The organism is Shewanella sp. T24-MNA-CIBAN-0130, assembly GCF_040310185.1.
Lineage (GTDB): Bacteria > Pseudomonadota > Gammaproteobacteria > Enterobacterales > Shewanellaceae > Shewanella > Shewanella psychromarinicola.
The window spans coordinates 63,331-81,566 of record NZ_JBEOPP010000015.1; the positions used below are offsets into that span (position 1 = coordinate 63,331).

The 18,236-nt window shown below is 41.1% G+C and carries 14 protein-coding genes; 12 read left to right on the forward strand and 2 right to left on the reverse strand.

The window, feature by feature from the left end; all coding sequences use genetic code 11:
* Window positions 1–685: 685 nt before the first annotated feature.
* Window positions 686–2,722: a putative bifunctional diguanylate cyclase/phosphodiesterase gene (locus tag AAEZ02_RS08720; protein ID WP_101032512.1), complete on the reverse strand. Its 2,037-nt coding sequence runs from the start codon at window positions 2,720–2,722 to the stop codon at window positions 686–688.
* Window positions 2,723–3,120: 398 nt separating this feature from the next.
* On the opposite strand from AAEZ02_RS08720, the gene pnp reads away from it, so the two are divergent.
* The 11 genes from pnp (at window position 3,121) to deoD (ending at window position 16,309) form a co-directional block, all read left to right on the forward strand.
* Window positions 3,121–5,217: a polyribonucleotide nucleotidyltransferase gene (pnp, locus tag AAEZ02_RS08725; RefSeq protein WP_101032511.1), complete on the forward strand. Its 2,097-nt coding sequence runs from the start codon at window positions 3,121–3,123 to the stop codon at window positions 5,215–5,217.
* Window positions 5,218–5,363: 146 nt separating this feature from the next.
* Window positions 5,364–6,275 carry a lipoprotein NlpI gene (nlpI, locus tag AAEZ02_RS08730; protein WP_351122772.1) on the forward strand — a complete coding sequence of 304 codons (912 nt, stop codon included), beginning with the start codon at window positions 5,364–5,366 and terminating at the stop codon, window positions 6,273–6,275.
* A gap of 76 nt (window positions 6,276–6,351) precedes the next feature.
* Window positions 6,352–7,932: a peptide chain release factor 3 gene (gene prfC, locus AAEZ02_RS08735; RefSeq protein ID WP_101032509.1), complete on the forward strand. Its 1,581-nt coding sequence runs from the start codon at window positions 6,352–6,354 to the stop codon at window positions 7,930–7,932.
* An 81-nt stretch (window positions 7,933–8,013) separates the two neighbouring features.
* The gene (locus AAEZ02_RS08740; protein WP_101032508.1) at window positions 8,014–8,202 is read left to right on the forward strand and encodes a DUF5363 family protein; all 189 of its coding nucleotides are present in this window, start codon (window positions 8,014–8,016) and stop codon (window positions 8,200–8,202) included.
* Between the two features lie 4 nt (window positions 8,203–8,206).
* Window positions 8,207–8,968 carry a TatD family hydrolase gene (locus AAEZ02_RS08745; RefSeq protein ID WP_351122782.1) on the forward strand — a complete coding sequence of 254 codons (762 nt, stop codon included), beginning with the start codon at window positions 8,207–8,209 and terminating at the stop codon, window positions 8,966–8,968.
* Window positions 8,969–9,145: 177 nt separating this feature from the next.
* Complete coding sequence (locus tag AAEZ02_RS08750; protein ID WP_101032507.1) at window positions 9,146–10,456, forward strand: NupC/NupG family nucleoside CNT transporter; 1,311 nt, start codon at window positions 9,146–9,148, stop codon at window positions 10,454–10,456.
* A gap of 358 nt (window positions 10,457–10,814) precedes the next feature.
* Window positions 10,815–11,654: a nucleoside-specific channel-forming Tsx family protein gene (locus AAEZ02_RS08755; protein ID WP_351122775.1), complete on the forward strand. Its 840-nt coding sequence runs from the start codon at window positions 10,815–10,817 to the stop codon at window positions 11,652–11,654.
* Between the two features lie 379 nt (window positions 11,655–12,033).
* Window positions 12,034–12,807 carry a deoxyribose-phosphate aldolase gene (deoC, locus tag AAEZ02_RS08760; protein WP_101032506.1) on the forward strand — a complete coding sequence of 258 codons (774 nt, stop codon included), beginning with the start codon at window positions 12,034–12,036 and terminating at the stop codon, window positions 12,805–12,807.
* A gap of 126 nt (window positions 12,808–12,933) precedes the next feature.
* Window positions 12,934–14,265, forward strand: coding sequence for a thymidine phosphorylase (deoA, locus tag AAEZ02_RS08765; protein WP_124012068.1), 1,332 nt, complete (start codon window positions 12,934–12,936; stop codon window positions 14,263–14,265).
* A gap of 12 nt (window positions 14,266–14,277) precedes the next feature.
* Window positions 14,278–15,495: a phosphopentomutase gene (locus AAEZ02_RS08770; RefSeq protein ID WP_335686619.1), complete on the forward strand. Its 1,218-nt coding sequence runs from the start codon at window positions 14,278–14,280 to the stop codon at window positions 15,493–15,495.
* 103 nt (window positions 15,496–15,598) lie between these two features.
* The gene (gene deoD / locus AAEZ02_RS08775) at window positions 15,599–16,309 is read left to right on the forward strand and encodes a purine-nucleoside phosphorylase (protein WP_101032503.1); all 711 of its coding nucleotides are present in this window, start codon (window positions 15,599–15,601) and stop codon (window positions 16,307–16,309) included.
* A gap of 71 nt (window positions 16,310–16,380) precedes the next feature.
* Here deoD and AAEZ02_RS08780 read toward each other — a convergent pair whose 3' ends face one another.
* Window positions 16,381–17,055 carry an AhpA/YtjB family protein gene (locus tag AAEZ02_RS08780; RefSeq protein ID WP_124012066.1) on the reverse strand — a complete coding sequence of 225 codons (675 nt, stop codon included), beginning with the start codon at window positions 17,053–17,055 and terminating at the stop codon, window positions 16,381–16,383.
* 163 nt (window positions 17,056–17,218) lie between these two features.
* Between AAEZ02_RS08780 and serB the strand changes: the two genes are divergently transcribed.
* The gene (gene serB, locus AAEZ02_RS08785) at window positions 17,219–18,205 is read left to right on the forward strand and encodes a phosphoserine phosphatase SerB (protein ID WP_351088678.1); all 987 of its coding nucleotides are present in this window, start codon (window positions 17,219–17,221) and stop codon (window positions 18,203–18,205) included.
* Window positions 18,206–18,236: the final 31 nt, after the last annotated feature.

An 18,236-nucleotide genomic window follows, 5' to 3' on the forward strand; every position in this document is an offset into this window, starting at 1 on the left:
TCGGTTTAATGCTGCCTTGTATTAGACTGCAAAGTGTCAGGCACTGTACGTTAACCTCTAGAACAGGATAATAAAAGGTAATCAAACTGTGCTTTGTGCCGCTATCTAGGTTGCATTGAATGGCAATAGACCCGCGATTAACCCAGCTATTACCCAGCTATTAACACGTGAAGTCGCTTTGTTCGCAACACAAATGACCATTTTGATATGAGACAGGTGAAATATTCAGACTTTAACCTATGTAACACATTTATTTATCCCTCCCGCTAATAACTCTGTGATTAACCTAAGTTGGAGGTAAGTTAAGCTATTATCAATAATAAATGACATTAATGGATATTAGGCCAGTGTATTGCGACTCACATTTTGCCTTCAAATACTTATCTTATTAGTGTCGTGGTGATCCTCCAGACTAGGTTACCCTAATCGCAACGGCTGTTAATCTCGATGTTTTATTACAATATAATTATATAAAAACAGCTTGCCCAAGCTCATGAGAGAGCAGATACCAAAATGAGTTTGTAGAGTATGGATATGAAAATAGCTATAGTTGGGACGTATTCAGTGTAACTGCAGTGATTTAAATTGAGATCAATCTCGAAGCTGTCTTAAGGCCAATCACTGTTAACTGTATCGTGACAATTAACAGTGATTACATCAGATTACTGTGGCTGATAAATTGCGTTTAAACATGCAATATTTTTGCGGTATTGCAGGCAATATATTTTTCTTCAAACTCTGCTAATGGCAGCGGCTGGCTGAAGTAAAAACCTTGGCCAATTTCACATTGATTGTCTTTGAGCCATTCAAGTTGTTGGATATTTTCAATACCTTCAGCAACAATGGTCAAATCAAGTTGACGGCCAAGCATTAAAATAGTCGACGCAATTGCGCTATCTTGTGGAAGATCACTCACAAATGCACGATCAATTTTCATTGTGGTAATCGGTAAGTGGCGCAAATATGACAATGAAGAATATCCGGTACCAAAGTCATCGACCGCAATGCCAAAGCCAGCTGATTTCAGCTGTTCTAACTTGGTAATAGCTTGCTCAACATCATTCATGAGTGACGTTTCTGTAATTTCTATTTCAAGCAATTCTGGACGTATTTGATAACGTATTGCCAATTGCTTAATATCAGGCACTAAACTAGCATCTGCAAATTGTTGTGATGCCACATTCACTGCAATGGGGATTTCATAATTGAATTTACGTTGCCAATCTCTAATGACTTTACAGCTTTGCTCTATGACCCATCGTCCGATAGGGATGATAATACCGGTTTCTTCCGCAACAGGGATAAACGACATCGGGCTGATTAAACGACCGTCTTTTTGCCAGCGAATAAGGGCTTCACATCCCACTACTTTATTGGTTTTTAGATCAAATTTAGGTTGAAAATACAATAAGAATTCGTTGTTTTTTAATGCATCGTGTAACGACGCTTCTGTGCGCAATCTCACCGCAGCGCGATCGGTCATTTGTTGCTTAAAGAAGGACCACTGATTCGATCCAGCCGCTTTAGCGCTGTACATTGCTATATCGGCATGACGAATTAAATCCTCTGCAGTGGTACCATCTTCAGGATATATCGATATGCCGATAGAAGCCGCTGGATGAATTGCATGTTCATTAAGTTGAATTGGAGTATTTAATTGAATAAGTAACTTATCAACAAAATCAGCTGCTTGTGAAGGGGTTTGGATTTCATCTGCTAAAATCACAAATTCATCACCGCCTAAACGAGCCACGCTGCCTCTATCACCAACCACTCTTTCTAAAATACGTGCAATACGCGCTAGGAATTGATCACCGATTGCATGGCCTAATGAATCATTTACATTTTTAAATCGATCTAAGTCAATAAAGAGTAACGCAAAATTGCGTTTATGAACGCGTGAACGCTGAATGGTGACATTCAATGTTTCTAATAATAATGTCCGGTTTGGTAACCCTGTGAGTGGATCTCGCGTAGCCATTTTGCGCAGCTTGTTCTGAGTTTGGCTGAACTGTAATAAAATTTGGTTAAATTTACTGGTTACTAGCCCTAATTCATCATCTTTATGTGCTTTTGACATGGGCAATAAGTTTTCATCGGGATAGTCAGGATCAATTTTATCGATGGCTTCACTAATGCGAGCGATGGGTTGAGTGAGAAAACGATGAAACACCACGGTTAATACCAGTGTGAGCAGTAATGCGCGAGCCAGAGTTGCAATTAACCCTAGTTGTAACTGGTTAAATAGTTTAGCGGTGAGTTTTTGTGTGTCGTAAAAAATCGTCAGCGTGCCAATCAGCTGCTGTTGTTTATTGTCTTCAAAATAGAATGGTCGATATAGCGGACGGGAGATCTCTTTTAGATCACCAAATAGACGATTACTTAACGAAATGTAGCTATTTGGGAACGCAGCGTATTGATTTGCCTCCGACACAAATAATGACCCATCATCAAGTTCAATCACCGCAGAACCAACATTATCTACTTTGATAATGCCTTCAAGTGTTTGGCTGGCAAGTTTATCATCTAAAGACCATACCGAATTGGTGGTAATTTGTTCGACAGAATTGAGCAGTTCTTGTTGTTCAGCAGTAAGTTGTTGTTTAGTCGTAATGACAACTAATGCAATTTCGACAATAAAGATGGCAATTGCAAAAAACAAAGCAGTAAAAACCACTAAATTAGTTTGTTTCCATGTAAGAGACTTAAAACGGGCCGTCATATATTATTCCATGTCATATAAGTGACTATTTCTAAATTAATTTTGTAGCTCAAAATGCTAAAATCAAAAAAGATTTATATTCAATAAAAAATCAATCGCATCGTGGCTAATGAATAGTTTAACCCCATACAAAAATTAACATTATCAACTAAGACTTTAGTCAAATTCATCTGTCTTGTCATCAATAATCCAACCAAATATCGAACATCAGGCCACTTAGTAGAGATAATCTTAGCTTTATAGCATCTAAATCATTTTTTAATTCAATGATCTCACGTAGGAAAATGATTATTTTAACGATTTTTACGTTCTGTAACTCGCGTCTATTTAACTATTCAACCTAATTGAAGTATACTTGTGCGCGTAATTAAAGGTCATTAAATTAAGGAATGGGTCACGTGAATCCAATTGTAAAGAGTTTTGAGTATGGTCAACATACCGTCACCTTAGAAACAGGTGTTATGGCACGTCAAGCAGATGCTGCAGTTTTAGCAAGCATGGGCGATACCACAGTATTAGTTACTGTCGTTGGTAAAAAAATTGCGGACTTAAGCCGTAGCTTTTTCCCGCTAACGGTTAACTATCAAGAAAAAACCTATGCTGCAGGTAAAATTCCTGGCGGTTTCTTTAAGCGTGAAGGTCGTCCTTCAGAAGATGAAACTCTGATTGCACGTCTCATTGACCGTCCTATTCGTCCTTTATTTCCTAACGGTTTTAAAAACGAAGTTCAAGTTATCATCACTGTGGTATCGGTTGATCCACAAATCGAGCCAGATATTATTTCGATGATTGGTACCTCAGCCGCGTTAGCTATTTCTGGTATTCCTTTCAGCGGCCCAATAGGTGCTGCGCGTGTTGGTTATGTCGACGGCGAATATGTACTTAACCCATCGGTTGACCTGCTTGCAACAAGCTCGCTTAACTTAGTGGTTTCCGGTACTAAAGCAGCGGTACTTATGGTTGAATCTGAAGCAAAAGCGCTTGCAGAAGAAATCATGCTAGGTGCGGTAACTTACGGTCATGATCAACAGCAAGTTGTTGTTGATGCTATCAGTGAATTCAAAGCTGAAGCTGGTAAGCCAACATGGGATTGGACTGCACCCGTTCAAGATCAAGATTTAGTCGCTAAAATCAAAGAGCTTGCAGAAGCTGGCATGACAGACGCTTACCAAATTGAAGTCAAGCAAGACCGTTATATACAAGTCGGTATTGTTAAAGCGGCTGCGAAAGCGGCGTTAGTTGCAGAGAATCCAGATGTAGATTGTCGTGAAGTAGACACCCTACTTGGTAGCTTAGAGAAAAGTGTGGTCCGCGGACGTATTATTAGTGGTAAGCCACGTATCGATGGTCGCGAACCAGACATGATCCGCGCATTAAGTGTGTTAGCGGGTGTACTCCCACGTACTCACGGTAGCTCATTGTTTACTCGTGGTGAAACACAAGCACTAGTCACTTGTACTTTGGGTACTGAACGTGATGCTCAGAAGATTGATAGCATCATGGGCGAACGTACTAATCGCTTTATGCTTCACTATAACTTCCCTCCGTATTGTGTTGGTGAAACCGGTATGGTTGGTTCACCTAAGCGTCGTGAAATTGGTCATGGTAAGTTAGCATGGCGTGGTATGAATGCAGTGATGCCTTCTGCTGAAGAATTCCCATACAGCATTCGTGTTGTATCTGAAATCACTGAATCTAACGGTTCAAGCTCAATGGCTTCAGTATGTGGTACTTCATTAGCATTAATGGATGCGGGTGTACCAATCAAAAGTTCTGTTGCTGGTATTGCAATGGGTCTCGTTAAAGAAGGCGACGATTTCGTTGTACTTTCTGACATCTTAGGTGATGAAGATCACTTAGGTGACATGGACTTTAAAGTAGCCGGTACTCGTGATGGTATCACTGCATTGCAGATGGATATCAAAATCGAAGGTATCACCAAAGAAATCATGGATATCGCACTACAACAGGCTTATGGCGCACGCGTTCATATCCTAAACGTGATGGACCAAGCCATTGGTTCTCCTCGTGATGATATCTCTGCCCATGCTCCTCGTATCACCACTATCAAGATCAACCCAGAGAAGATCCGTGATGTAATTGGTAAAGGCGGCGCGGTAATTCGTGCGCTAACCGAAGAAACGGGTACTACGATTGAGCTTGATGACAATGGTACTGTGAAAATAGCATCATCGAATGGCGAAGCAACGAAAGAAGCTATCCGTCGTATCGAAGAAATCACTGCTGAAGTTGAAGTGGGTCGCATCTACAACGGTAAAGTAATCCGTATTGTTGATTTCGGTGCATTTGTAAACATTCTTCCAGGTAAAGATGGTTTAGTACACATCTCTCAAATCAGTGATGAGCGCGTCGCAAATGTATCTGATCATTTAGAAATGAACCAAGAAGTTGCTGTAAAAGTAATGGAAGTGGATCGTCAAGGTCGTGTCAGACTGTCAATTAAAGAAGCTCAAGCGAAAGAAACTGCTGAGTAATCTAATTTAACGGTTTAACCACAAAAAAGGAGATCATTTGATCTCCTTTTTTTATGTGCTGAAAAATAATCTGTAATGTGGATGGCTCTTAGATTGCCAGATTGCTATGATGTTGAATATTAATAGAACCTGATAAGGTAAAGCGGATGGAATGTAAACTACGCACCACAATCGTTGCCGTTGTTGTGGGTGCAAGCATGTTGTTGTCAGGGTGTACTGCAACGTTAGGTTCAAATGATAATATTGCAGGACAGATGATTATCGCTCCTGTCATGCCAGACTATAAGTTGGAAGTGACGCTGGCAAAGCTAAATGAAATTTTGGCTACTATGGAGTTAACTGACGAGCAACGCGCACGTTTTCATTACGATCGTGGCGTCATTTATGACAGTGTCGGATTACGCTTACTGGGTAGAATTGATTTTCATCAGGCACTAAAATTACAACCCGATTTAGCTGATGCCTATAACTTTCTGGGCATTTACTACACTCAAGAAGGTGAGTTCGATAGTGCTTATGAAGCCTTTGATGGTGTATTAGAACTGTCACCTAATTATGATTACGCCTTTTTAAATCGCGGTATCGCATTATATTATGGCGAGCGCTACGAATTAGCGGTAGACGACATGAAAGTATTTTATGCGCGAGACCCTAGTGATGGTTACCGGGTTCTTTGGCTCTATTTGATGACTGCTGCGGTTGATAAAAATGCCGCTTTAGTGAATTTGGCGCAACAACGTGAACAGTTAAATGATGAAGATTGGTCTAGTATATTGGTTGATTTTTACATAGGTAACGTCAACCAAGAACAAGTATTTTCTGCTGCAAAAGTGGGCTTGTCTCAACCAAAAGAATATGCTGAACGCTTATGTGAAGCTTATTTCTACTTAGCTAAACATGCTGCTGCAAATGGCCAATATCAGCAAGCTGCTAATTTTTATCGTTTAACGTTAGCGACTAATATTTATGATTTTGTTGAGCATCGTTATGCGAGAATTGAATTAGCTAAAATGAAAAATATGATCCAACAGTCTACCCAAGTACCATTGAAAAGCTAAAAAACACTTTGCCTAGCCAATTCTGCCGATAGGCGGTATAATTTGCCCCATTTTTAGCGGCTAGTGCAAGGTTAACATGTCAGGCAATAACGTTGAGGTCGACAAGCGTCGTACTTTCGCCATCATTTCGCACCCCGATGCGGGTAAAACCACCATCACCGAAAAAGTACTTTTATTCGGAAACGCCTTACAAAAGGCCGGAACGGTAAAAGGCAAAAAGTCTGGTCAACATGCTAAATCTGATTGGATGGAAATGGAAAAAGATCGTGGTATTTCCATTACCACCTCTGTTATGCAGTTTCCTTACGGTGGCGCACTCATCAACTTACTTGATACACCTGGTCACGAAGATTTTTCTGAAGACACTTATCGTACCCTAACGGCGGTCGATTCTTGTTTAATGGTGATTGATTCCGCTAAAGGTGTCGAAGATCGTACTATTAAATTAATGGATGTGACGCGTTTACGTGATACGCCGATTGTGACATTCATGAATAAATGTGACCGTGATATTCGTGAGCCCATTGAATTAATGGATGAAGTCGAAGCTATTTTAAAGATAGCTTGCGCACCTATCACTTGGCCTATTGGCTCTGGTAAAGAGTTTAAAGGCGTCTACCATATTTTGCGTGATGAAATCATTTTATACCAGAGTGGTATGGGTCACACTATTCAAGAAGAGCGTATTATCAAAGGATTACACAATCCTGAACTAGACAAAGTGCTTGGCTCTTATGCTGCTGAAATCCGTGAAGAAATGGAACTGGTTGCGGGTGCTTCACATGAGTTCAATCAAGAGGCCTTTCTAAAAGGCGAGCTTACGCCAGTGTATTTTGGTACTGCCTTAGGTAACTTCGGTGTAGATCATATTCTGGACGGTATGGTTGAATGGGCCCCCAAGCCGCTTCCTCGTGAAAGTGATGTCCGCAATGTCACTCCTGATGAAGAAAAATTCTCTGGTTTTATCTTCAAAATTCAAGCCAATATGGATCCAAAACACCGAGATCGTGTTGCTTTTATGCGTGTTTGCTCGGGTCGGTATGAGCAAGGTATGAAAATGCACCATGTTCGCATTGGTAAAGATGTCAATGTCAGTGATGCGTTGACCTTTATGGCTGGGGATCGTAGTCGTGCTGAAGCTGCTTATCCTGGTGACATTATTGGACTACATAATCATGGCACGATGCGAATTGGTGATACCTTTACCCAAGGCGAAAAATTACGTTTTACTGGTGTGCCTAACTTTGCCCCTGAAATGTTCCGTCGTATTCGATTAAAAGATCCTTTAAAACAGAAACAACTGCTTAAAGGATTAGTTCAGTTATCTGAAGAAGGTGCTGTACAGGTCTTTAGACCCATTGACTCTAACGATCTCATTGTGGGAGCGGTTGGTGTACTCCAGTTTGAAGTAGTTGTTGGACGCTTAAAAAGTGAATATAACGTTGAAGCTATCTACGAAGGTATCAGTGTCAGTACCGCTCGTTGGGTGTATTGCAAAGACGAGCGTAAATTAGAAGAGTTTCAGCGTAAATGTAGTCAGTATTTAGCCCTCGATGGCGGAAATAACTTGACCTATATTGCGCCAACAATGGTGAATCTAAACTTATCCATGGAACGCTATCCTGATATTGAGTTCACTAAGACACGTGAACACTAATTGTTAACATGGTTTTTGCAGAGATGTTAAAAAAGGTGGCTTTGCCGCCTTTTTTATTATTGTTTTTATGAGGGAATTAGGATGGTTAACGCTATTATTAAGCTATTTATTGTCAAACCTTGGCAAAAATACATTTTATGGTGTGATGACATGGGATTAACCCTAGAAAATAAACGGAGTTGTGTACCAAGGTTGAGCGAACCTGAAATGGATAGACCAAAAACTGAACCCACAGTGCACCAGGTTTATCGTGCCAATGAAAAACAGTGACCTTATGATTGATACTCATGCTCATCTTGATATGTCAGCGTTCGATGATGATAGAGAACAGCTGTTTGAGGCTATGCATCGTAGTGGTATTACGTCGGTAATTTTACCGGGTGTGTCGGTTGACCAATGGCAAAAGCAAATCCAAATAGCGCAACAATTTGATTGTTTTTTTTCGCTTGGTATTCACCCTTGGTACGTGCCTGAGAACATTGATGCGGCCATTATTAAGCTGGATGCAATTTTACAACAGCATAGTAAAAATAAGCGTTTGGTGGCTGTTGGGGAGTGTGGGCTGGATAAATTACATCATTGGTCTGATAAGCAATTGTTGTTACTTGATAAACAGTTAGCTCTTGCTAAAGCTTATCAATTACCTGTCATTTTACATGCTGTTAAAGCTCATCAACAATTATTGTCAATGTTGGCGCATTTTAAGCTAACACGAGGCGGAGTTGTACATGGATTTTATGGTAACAGTGACATTGCCAAACGTTATATTTCGCTCGGTTTTAAATTAGGTGTTGGTGGCTTAATACTCAACCCTAGTGCAAAAAAACTACGTGAAACAGTGGTCAATTTACCGTTAGAACATTTTTTATTGGAAACTGATTCGCCTAGCATGGCGCCATTTGATCATCCACAATCGCGCAACACCCCACTCATCCTTCCCCGTGTTGTGTCCGAGATCGCATTTTTAAAGGAAAAGTCGACTGTCTGTATATTAGAACAGTTGAATGGTAATGCTTTGCAACTGTTTGACCTTTAGTTATTTTTTAATGAACACCTTAAGTTAAATATTTTTTAATGTTGTAAGGGTTTGAAATTAAACTTTAAAAACTTGATCAAAACGACGCTTTTCGTTTCACGCTCAGTTATAATCATCAGCGGAAATTAGGTGAGTTAACAACATTCAAAAAAACTGTTAACAAAAGGGTGATGATTAATGGATATAGTAATGAGTTTAGTAGGGGTGGTCACCTTACTATTGATAGGTTTCGCACTATCAAATAATAAAAAAGCAATTAACAAACGTACCGTTTTGGGTGCACTAGCAATTCAGGCCGCTTTCGGTGGTTTCGTATTGTATGTACCCGTTGGGCAAGAAGTGCTTGGCGGTGTATCAATGGGTGTTGCCAATGTTATTGGTTACTCTCAAGCTGGTATCGACTTCCTATTTGGTGGTCTAGGTACTGACGCAATGTTCTCAAATGGTGTTGGCTTCGTCTTCGCTATTCGCGTACTACCCGTCATTATCTTCTTCTCTTCTTTGATTGCTGTACTTTATTACCTTGGCATTATGCAGTTGGTTATTAAGTTCATCGGTGGTGGTCTTCAGAAGGCTCTAGGTACAAGCCGTACAGAATCTATGGCTGCTACTGCAAACATCTTCGTTGGTCAAACTGAAGCGCCGCTTGTTGTTCGTCCTTTCATTGCGACTATGACAAACTCTGAGCTATTCGCCATCATGGTGGGTGGTTTAGCATCAATCGCTGGTGCAGTACTTGCTGGTTATGCTGGTATGGGCGTTAAAATTGAATACTTGGTTGCAGCTTCTTTCATGGCCGCTCCAGGTGGCCTATTAATGGCTAAGCTTATTCACCCAGAGACTGAAGAAACTAAAAACGAAATGGACGATCTGCCTGAAGACACTGATAAGCCTGCTAACGTCATTGACGCTGCGGCTGCTGGTGCTGCTTCTGGTATGCATTTAGCACTTAACGTTGGTGCAATGCTGCTTGCTTTCGTTGGTCTTATCGCCATGCTTAACGGCATGTTAGGCGGCCTTGGTGGACTCGTTGGTTTTGAGAACCTTACTCTAGAGCTTATCTTAGGTTACTTGTTCATGCCTTTAGCATTCCTTATCGGTGTGCCTTGGAATGAAGCAATGGTTGCTGGCTCGTTCATTGGTCAGAAGATCATTGTTAACGAATTCGTCGCTTACCTAAACTTTGCTCCTTACCTTAATGATGCCGCTATAGCGTGTACCAGTGTTGCTAGTGAAGTCGCTAAAGGCTTACCACTATGCGTGGAAGGAACACAAGCTGCGATGACTGCTAGAACTCAAGCTATCATCTCATTCGCATTATGTGGTTTTGCTAACTTGTCTTCAATCGCAATTCTACTCGGTGGCCTAGGCGCTATGGCTCCAAGCCGTCGTCATGACCTTGCTAAGCTTGGTGTTCGTGCTGTTATAGCCGCATCGCTTGCCAACTTAATGAGCGCGACAATAGCCGGTCTATTCTTAGCTATCTAAGAGCAAGTCCAGGGGGTATCCCCCCCAAAAAACTGGGTCTTTAGATTCATAAAGACTAAAGACCCAGTGTGTAACAATGTTGTTATTGATTTTTGTGTTAATCCACCGTTTCCCAATACGAAGTTATGCCGTTTTAGTGATTGTAAAAGAGGATACATTAAAACCTCTAGTCAAAATTAAAATGTCAAAGCGTTAACAATTCGTAGACAAAAAGTCGCGACATTGTTCACAAAATAGAATTTTGTATTCGTTTTTTATCGATTAAATATTGAGATTAATATCAGTAACGGTAAACTACGAATGATTAAAATGAAGTGCTATCCAAGAAGATAGTTAAATAATATACATGGGGTTGATGATGAAAAATGTAAAAATGTTAGCTTTAGCGGGTGCAACAGTTGCTGCCATTTCTGGTAATGCTTTTGCTGCGGATCGTAGCGATCTTCACGGTACTGATTACAAGTGGATGCAGTTTAACGCTATGTACTCTATTGGTGAAAAGCCAGAGAATCCAGCTTCTGGTGATCAACACAACTACTTAGAAATGGAGTTTGGTGGTCGTTCTGGTGTTGTAGATCTTTATGGTTATGTTGATGTGTTCAACCTTGCTAATGAAGAAACCAGCAATGGTGACAAAAACCCTGGTTCAGGTAGTAGCAAAATTTTCATGAAGTTTAATCCGCGCTTCTCTATCGATGCGATTACGGGTAAAGATTTATCTTTTGGTCCAATCCAAGAAGTGTATTTCTCTACTTTGTTTAACTGGGATGGTCTTAACGGCGAAGGCGTTAACACTACATTCTGGGGTGTTGGTGCAGACGTAAGCGTACCTTGGTTAGGTAAAACGGGTATGAACCTGTACGGTTTCTACGACATGAATGCTAAAGAATGGAACGGTTATCAGTTCTCTGCTAACTGGTTCAAGCCTTTCTACTTCTTCGACAACAAGAGCTTCTTCTCATTCCAAGGTTATATTGATTACCAATTTGGTGCTGACGAAGATACAACCGCTTTTGTACCGACAACAACTGATGGTGGTAACATCTTCTTCGGTCTATACTGGCACTCAGACCAATATGCGCTTGGTTATGGCTTAAAAGGCTTTAAAGATGTTTACTTGTTAGAAGATGGCGCTGGTGCATTGGCGTTAGAATCTTCTGGTTGGTCACATTACCTATCTGCAACTTACAAGTTCTAAGATTGGTATAGTGAATGTGACGGAGCCGCGTTTAGCGGCTCCATATTTTACCGTAACAAGGATATCGAACTTTCATTTAAAATCATTGTCCAATAATAGTGTTTTTATATAAAGGTTTGTACTCTACAAGGTCTTATTTTTACGCGCTAAAAAGGATTTTTCGCGGAATAGTTGAAACAAATGTCTTTGTTTTACCTTTTCCGGTCTTCAAGGATTCAAGTCGTGGTACTCGTTATCAGATTGAATACTTAGGTTAGTAAATATCACCTAGATTTACTGGCAATACTGAAGGCCCGGCCATAATTATAATAATATGCCAGCTACATAGTGTTGCCTGAAAAAAATTATCGACTTTGATTTTTCGTTTCGGAGAGCAATTATGACTGATTTAAAAAAAGCGGCGTCACGCGGTATTTCATTAATGGACTTAACCACGTTAAATGACGATGATACCGATCAAAAAGTGATCGATTTATGCCACAAAGCCAAGTCTCCAGCCGGCAATACTGCGGCGATTTGTATTTATCCTCGCTTTATTCCTATTGCACGTAAAACACTTAATGAACTTGATTGTGAAGACATTAAGATTGCTACAGTGACCAACTTCCCACACGGTAATGATGATATCGCTATAGCGGTATTAGAAACTCGCGCTGCCATTGCCTATGGCGCTGATGAAGTTGATGTCGTGTTCCCATACCGTGCTTTAATGGCAGGCAATGAGACGGTTGGCTTTGAACTGGTTAAAGCGTGTAAAGAAGAGTGTGGTGATGATGTCTTGTTGAAAGTTATTATCGAATCTGGTGAGTTAAAAGATCCCGCACTTATCCGTAAAGCCTCTGAATTAGCGATTGATGCAGGTGCTAATTTCATCAAAACTTCGACGGGGAAAGTTGCGGTTAATGCCACGCTTGAAGCGGCTGAAATTATGTTAACCGTCATCAGCGAGAAAAACCGTCAGGTTGGTTTTAAGCCTGCTGGCGGCGTGCGAGATGCAGCGAAAACAGCAGAGTTTTTAGCCTTAGCTGAGCGTATTTTAGGTGCAGATTGGGTCAGTCCGCAGACATTCCGTTTTGGTGCATCTAGCTTATTAAATAGCTTGTTGCATACGCTCGAATTGACTGAAGCGCCTACGCCTACTTCAGGCTACTAATTCGCACCATGCGCTAATAGCCACTTTGGATGATGAATTATCGTTATGCAAAGCGTCATCAATTGATGACATTCCAGATATTAATGGCGATCCTAAAGGTGTTGGATTGCCTAATAGGGACTCAATATGTTTCTTGCTCAAGAGATTATCCGTAAAAAACGTAACGGCGATGCACTAAGTACTGCAGAAATTCAATTTTTTGTTGATGGCATCACCCATAACACGGTTTCTGAAGGCCAAATTGCTGCGTTCGGCATGGCGGTGTACTTCAAAGATATGAATATGGACGAACGTATTGCATTAACGATAGCAATGCGAGATTCCGGAGCCGTATTAAATTGGGATTCACTCGGCCTTGATGGCCCTATTATCGATAAACATAGTACCGGTGGTGTAGGCGATGTCATAAGCCTAATGCTTGGTCCTATGGCTGCAGCTTGTGGTGGTTATGTGCCGATGATTTCGGGGCGTGGCCTAGGTCATACTGGCGGTACGCTAGATAAATTTGATGCTATTCCAGGCTATCAAACTGAACCGTCAAGTGAATTATTCCGCAAAGTGGTAAAAGATGCTGGTGTGGCCATTATTGGCCAAACGGGCGATCTTGTTCCTGCCGATAAACGTTTTTATTCAATCCGCGATAATACCGCAACGGTTGAATCTATTTCACTTATCACTGCCTCAATTTTATCTAAAAAATTAGCCGCAGGTTTAGATGCGCTAGCAATGGATGTCAAAGTAGGCAGTGGCGCATTTATGCCAACCTACGAGGCATCTGAAGAATTAGCTCGTAGTATTACTGCGGTAGCTAATGGTGCTGGCACAAAAACAACTGCATTGCTGACCGACATGAATCAGGTATTGGCTTCTTGCGCAGGTAATGCGGTTGAAGTGCGTGAGGCGATTAACTTTTTAACAGGTCAATATCGTAACCCTCGTTTATATGCTGTCACCATGGGTTTATGTGCAGAAATGCTTGTTTTGGGTGGTATTGCACACAACGAAGCAGAAGCACGTAATAAACTTAATACTGTATTAGATAATGGCAAAGCGGCAGAGGCATTTGCTAAAATGGTGGCGGGTTTAGGTGGCCCAACAGATTTTGTTGAGTCATACGATAAGTATTTACCTCACGCGAAGATTATTCGCCCTGTATACGCCAATACATCTGGCTTTGCTTACAAAATGGATACACGAGAACTTGGTTTAGCGGTTGTGACCTTAGGTGGCGGACGTCGTAAACCAGGAGATACACTGGATTATAGTGTTGGATTAACTCAAGTATGCGCACTCGGTCAGGCAGTTAACAAAGATATCCCGTTAGCGATGATCCATGCTCAATCTGAAGATGCGTTTGCAGAAGCTGCCGCGGCTATTCAGCAAGCGGTTATTATTGGCGATAGCGCGCCTGAGAAGACGCCTGAAATATATCGTTATATTCGCGCTTCAGATTTATAAAGGAAAGACATAATGAAACGTACTTTTATCTTAATGCTCGACTCTTTTGGAGTAGGAGCTGCTACTGATGCCGATAAGTTTGGTGATGTTGGCTCAGATACTTTTGGTCACATCGCTCAAGCTTGTGCAGAAGGCCGAGCCGATATCGGCCGTCAAGGGCCATTGAAGTTGCCTAATCTTGCTCGCTTAGGCTTAGGTCATGCTGGTTTTGAAAGCACGGGTCAGTTTGCTGCAGGATTTGATGATAATGTCGAGATTATTGGTGCTTATGGCCATGCAGACGAATTAAGTTCAGGTAAAGATACCCCAAGTGGGCACTGGGAAATGGCCGGTGTTCCTGTTCTTTATGAATGGGGCTATTTTAGTGATTTGACCAACTCATTCCCAAAAGAGTTAACCGATAAAATTCTTGAGCGTGCTGGTTTAGAAGATTTTCTAGGCAACAGTCATGCATCGGGTACTAAAATTCTAGAAGAGTTAGGCGAAGAACACATGAAAACAGGCAAGCCTATTTTCTATACTTCTGCAGACTCTGTTTTCCAAATCGCTTGTCATGAAGAAAGCTTTGGTTTAGAAAACTTATACAACTTGTGCAAAATCGCCCGTGAAGAGTTAGAGCCTTATAACATTGGCCGTGTGATTGCACGTCCGTTTGTCGGAACTGGCGCTGCTGATTTTGTGCGTACTGGTAACCGTCATGATTATGCCGTATTGCCCCCTGCGCCAACCGTATTAGATAAGCTTAAAGACGCTGGCGGTGACGTGGTGAGTATCGGTAAGATTTCTGATATATATGCTCACAGTGGTATTACTCAGCAGTTTAAAGCCACCGGGCTTGAAGAGTTATTTGATCAAACATTAACGCAAATTAACCGTGCTGGTGATAACACCATAGTATTTACTAATTTTGTTGATTTTGACTCTCATTATGGCCACCGCCGTGATACCGCTGGTTATGCTAAAGCACTTGAGTATTTTGATTCGCGTTTACCCGAACTGTTAGCGATTTTGCAACCTGACGATTTAGTGGTTTTCACTGCTGATCACGGCTGCGATCCTACTTGGGTTGGCACTGAACACACTCGTGAGCGTGTTCCTGTATTAGCCTATGGTGCAGGTTTACCTGCGGGTTCATTGGGGCGTCGTCAGTCTTTTGCTGATATTGGTCAGTCTATTGCGAGTTATTTTGAACTAGAACCAATGGATTATGGTGAATCTTTTATTAATTAGCCATAATTGCAAACGACGGTTCTATTTAAAGTTCAATGGTTTTGCTAAACTGTAAACATAATTAAGCAATACTAAATAATATATAAATATAGGGGTTATACAAATGGCTACACCACACATTAATGCAGTAGAAGGCGCATTTGCTGAGACAGTTTTATTTCCTGGCGATCCACTTCGTGCGAAATATATAGCTGAAACATTTTTAGAAAATGTCGAACAAGTCACTGACGTTCGTAACATGCTAGGTTTTACCGGTACTTATAAAGGTAAACGTATTTCTGTTATGGGGTCAGGTATGGGCATTCCATCTTGCTCTATCTATGCACACGAGTTAATCAAAGACTACGGTGTTAAGAACCTAATCCGTGTTGGTACTTGTGGTGCGATTAGCACTGACGTAAAAGTACGCGACGTGATTATTGGTATGGGTGCTTGTACTGATTCTAGAGTGAACCGTTTACGCTTTAAAGATAATGACTTTGCCGCAATTGCTGATTACAGTTTATTAAGTGCAGTGGTTGACTCTGCTAAAGCACATGGCACTAAAGTCCGTGTTGGTAATGTATTTTCAGCTGATTTATTCTACACTCCAGATCCACAAATGTTTGATGTTATGGAGAAAATGGGCATTTTAGGCGTCGAAATGGAAGCCGCTGGTTTATATGGTGTTGCACATGAGTTGGGCGCTAAAGCCTTATGTGTTGCGACAGTATCAGACCATATCCGTACTGGTGAGAAAACCACATCTGATGAGCGTCAAACAACATTCAGCGACATGATTATTATGACGTTAGATGCAGCGTTAACGTTCTAATCTTTACGGTACATTTTTTACTGTACATAATAAAATGGGCACTGATTAGTGCCCATTTTTGTTTTTTTAGATTACTGGCTTTTATCGGTATCGGCTTCGGAAGTCGGCTGGGGAGTCAACGATATTTTTTTGGTTTTTTTATGTAATTTGACCCGAGTCCTTCGGCGATCAAAATCTGCTCGTTTAAATGATAAAGCCCGTGAAAGTAATAAGCCAATGAAGCCCGCTACGATCAACATCATTTGCTGTAATTCCATATTCTGTTCATGCAAGATTTTAATTTCGTCAAAAAAGATATCCAGATTTAAACGCACTTCGACATAGCCTAAATTGTTATCATCTTGAATGACGTTTTCAATTAAAGGAGGATACGGCTTTAATAAGCCTTTTAACGCCTCTGAGTCCGCTTCTAAGCTTTCATAAGATACGCTTTGGGCAAAGGCTAACCTGACACCTTGCGAATTATAGATATTGACCGACATCACTTTGGGATCTGCAGCCAGTGCTGATGCTAACCATTGTAGCTGTTCATCATTTTGCAGAAACATCGCCGGAGCGGCACCATTAGCGGCTTGCTGTGCTAACAATCTTGCCATCACTTTTGTTTGTGAATTTAGTAATTTTTGACCATTACGTAAACTCGATTGCCACAAGTACATCAGACCGAAGATCAGCGCTATTGCCACTATGATTTGCACAATCCTGCTGAATTTTTGTCTTTTCTTAAGACCTTTAACAAAAATCACTTTAATCCTTAGTGTTTTTTCTATTTAATTGGAAGCTGTCTTGAGGCTGTTTTTTTGTTGAGCAGCCATTAAGTGCCGATCCCATTACACAGAATCATCAAAAAGCTATATTAATCGAAAAATTTGTCAGTAGATAGTCGTAACATACTAAGAGGCCATATTGATGCTGGAACAACGTGACAATGTCTTACTAAATTTCTTATTTTCAGATATTTGTGATAAATATCAACATCTAGGACGTGTATTATATCGTTATCAAGAATCTGATTATTTACTGAGCTTACAATCTTATTTTCCGTATCGTTGTCGGATTATTTTTAGTGTTGAATGCTCAACTGAGATTGAATCTTGGTTATCGTTAATTTCATCCGATGCTCATATCGCAAAGCTAGTCAGGCAGAATGATTTATTAGGTTTTGAACTGTCGACTCAAACAGTAAATGATAAATGGATTGCATCATTTCCACAGAACATAGCCGCTGAAATTGTACTTATTCAACAACCTTTAGCGCGCCTAAATCAACCGGGTTTGTTAGTGATGGATATGGACTCTACAGCCATTGACATTGAATGTATTGACGAACTCGCTGCCATGGCCGGTGTTGGTGAAGACGTTGCCGCCGTCACGGCAAGCGCAATGCGTGGTGAGTTAGATTTTGAGCAGTCTTTAAGGCTACGGGTCAGTAAGCTTGCTGGTGCCGATGCTGCCATTATTCAAGAGCTGTGCGATACGTTACCGTTAATGCCCGGTCTTGAAGCCATGTTAGCCGAACTAAAATCGCATCAATGGAAATTGGTGGTTGCATCCGGTGGTTTTACACCCTTTGTGAGCTATTTAAAAACATTGCTGGGTCTGGATGCCGCGTTTGCTAACGAACTGGTTGTTGTGGATGGCAAGCTCAGTGGCGAAGTGACTGGTCAAGTTGTTGATGCTCAATTTAAGGCGAAAGTGGTTAGTCAGTGCGCCGAACAATGGGCCATTGCATCAGGGCAACGAGTGGCGATTGGTGATGGTGCCAATGACATTGCGATGATCCAAGCTGCCGATTTAGGTGTGGCATTTCATGGCAAGCCTACATTAATTGCCGCTGCAGATGTGTCAATACACCATGTTGATTTACGCGCGTTAGTGTTTTTATTACAGGCGTAGCGGGTAGGTCGTTGGCGCAGTGTACATTCTG

Excerpts from the sequence above, each read along its gene's own strand:
- serB (WP_351088678.1), top strand. The coding sequence starts at position 17,219 with ATGCTGGAACAACGTGACAATGTCTTACTAAATTTCTTATTTTCAGAT.
- nlpI (WP_351122772.1), top strand. The coding sequence starts at position 5,364 with ATGGAATGTAAACTACGCACCACAATCGTTGCCGTTGTTGTGGGTGCA.
- deoD (WP_101032503.1), top strand. The coding sequence starts at position 15,599 with ATGGCTACACCACACATTAATGCAGTAGAAGGCGCATTTGCTGAGACA.
- AAEZ02_RS08745 (WP_351122782.1), top strand. The coding sequence starts at position 8,207 with ATGATTGATACTCATGCTCATCTTGATATGTCAGCGTTCGATGATGAT.
- AAEZ02_RS08720 (WP_101032512.1), bottom strand. The coding sequence starts at position 2,722 with ATGACGGCCCGTTTTAAGTCTCTTACATGGAAACAAACTAATTTAGTG.
- AAEZ02_RS08750 (WP_101032507.1), top strand. The coding sequence starts at position 9,146 with ATGGATATAGTAATGAGTTTAGTAGGGGTGGTCACCTTACTATTGATA.
- AAEZ02_RS08755 (WP_351122775.1), top strand. The coding sequence starts at position 10,815 with ATGAAAAATGTAAAAATGTTAGCTTTAGCGGGTGCAACAGTTGCTGCC.
- AAEZ02_RS08740 (WP_101032508.1), top strand. The coding sequence starts at position 8,014 with ATGGTTAACGCTATTATTAAGCTATTTATTGTCAAACCTTGGCAAAAA.
- deoC (WP_101032506.1), top strand. The coding sequence starts at position 12,034 with ATGACTGATTTAAAAAAAGCGGCGTCACGCGGTATTTCATTAATGGAC.
- AAEZ02_RS08770 (WP_335686619.1), top strand. The coding sequence starts at position 14,278 with ATGAAACGTACTTTTATCTTAATGCTCGACTCTTTTGGAGTAGGAGCT.
- prfC (WP_101032509.1), top strand. The coding sequence starts at position 6,352 with ATGTCAGGCAATAACGTTGAGGTCGACAAGCGTCGTACTTTCGCCATC.
- deoA (WP_124012068.1), top strand. The coding sequence starts at position 12,934 with ATGTTTCTTGCTCAAGAGATTATCCGTAAAAAACGTAACGGCGATGCA.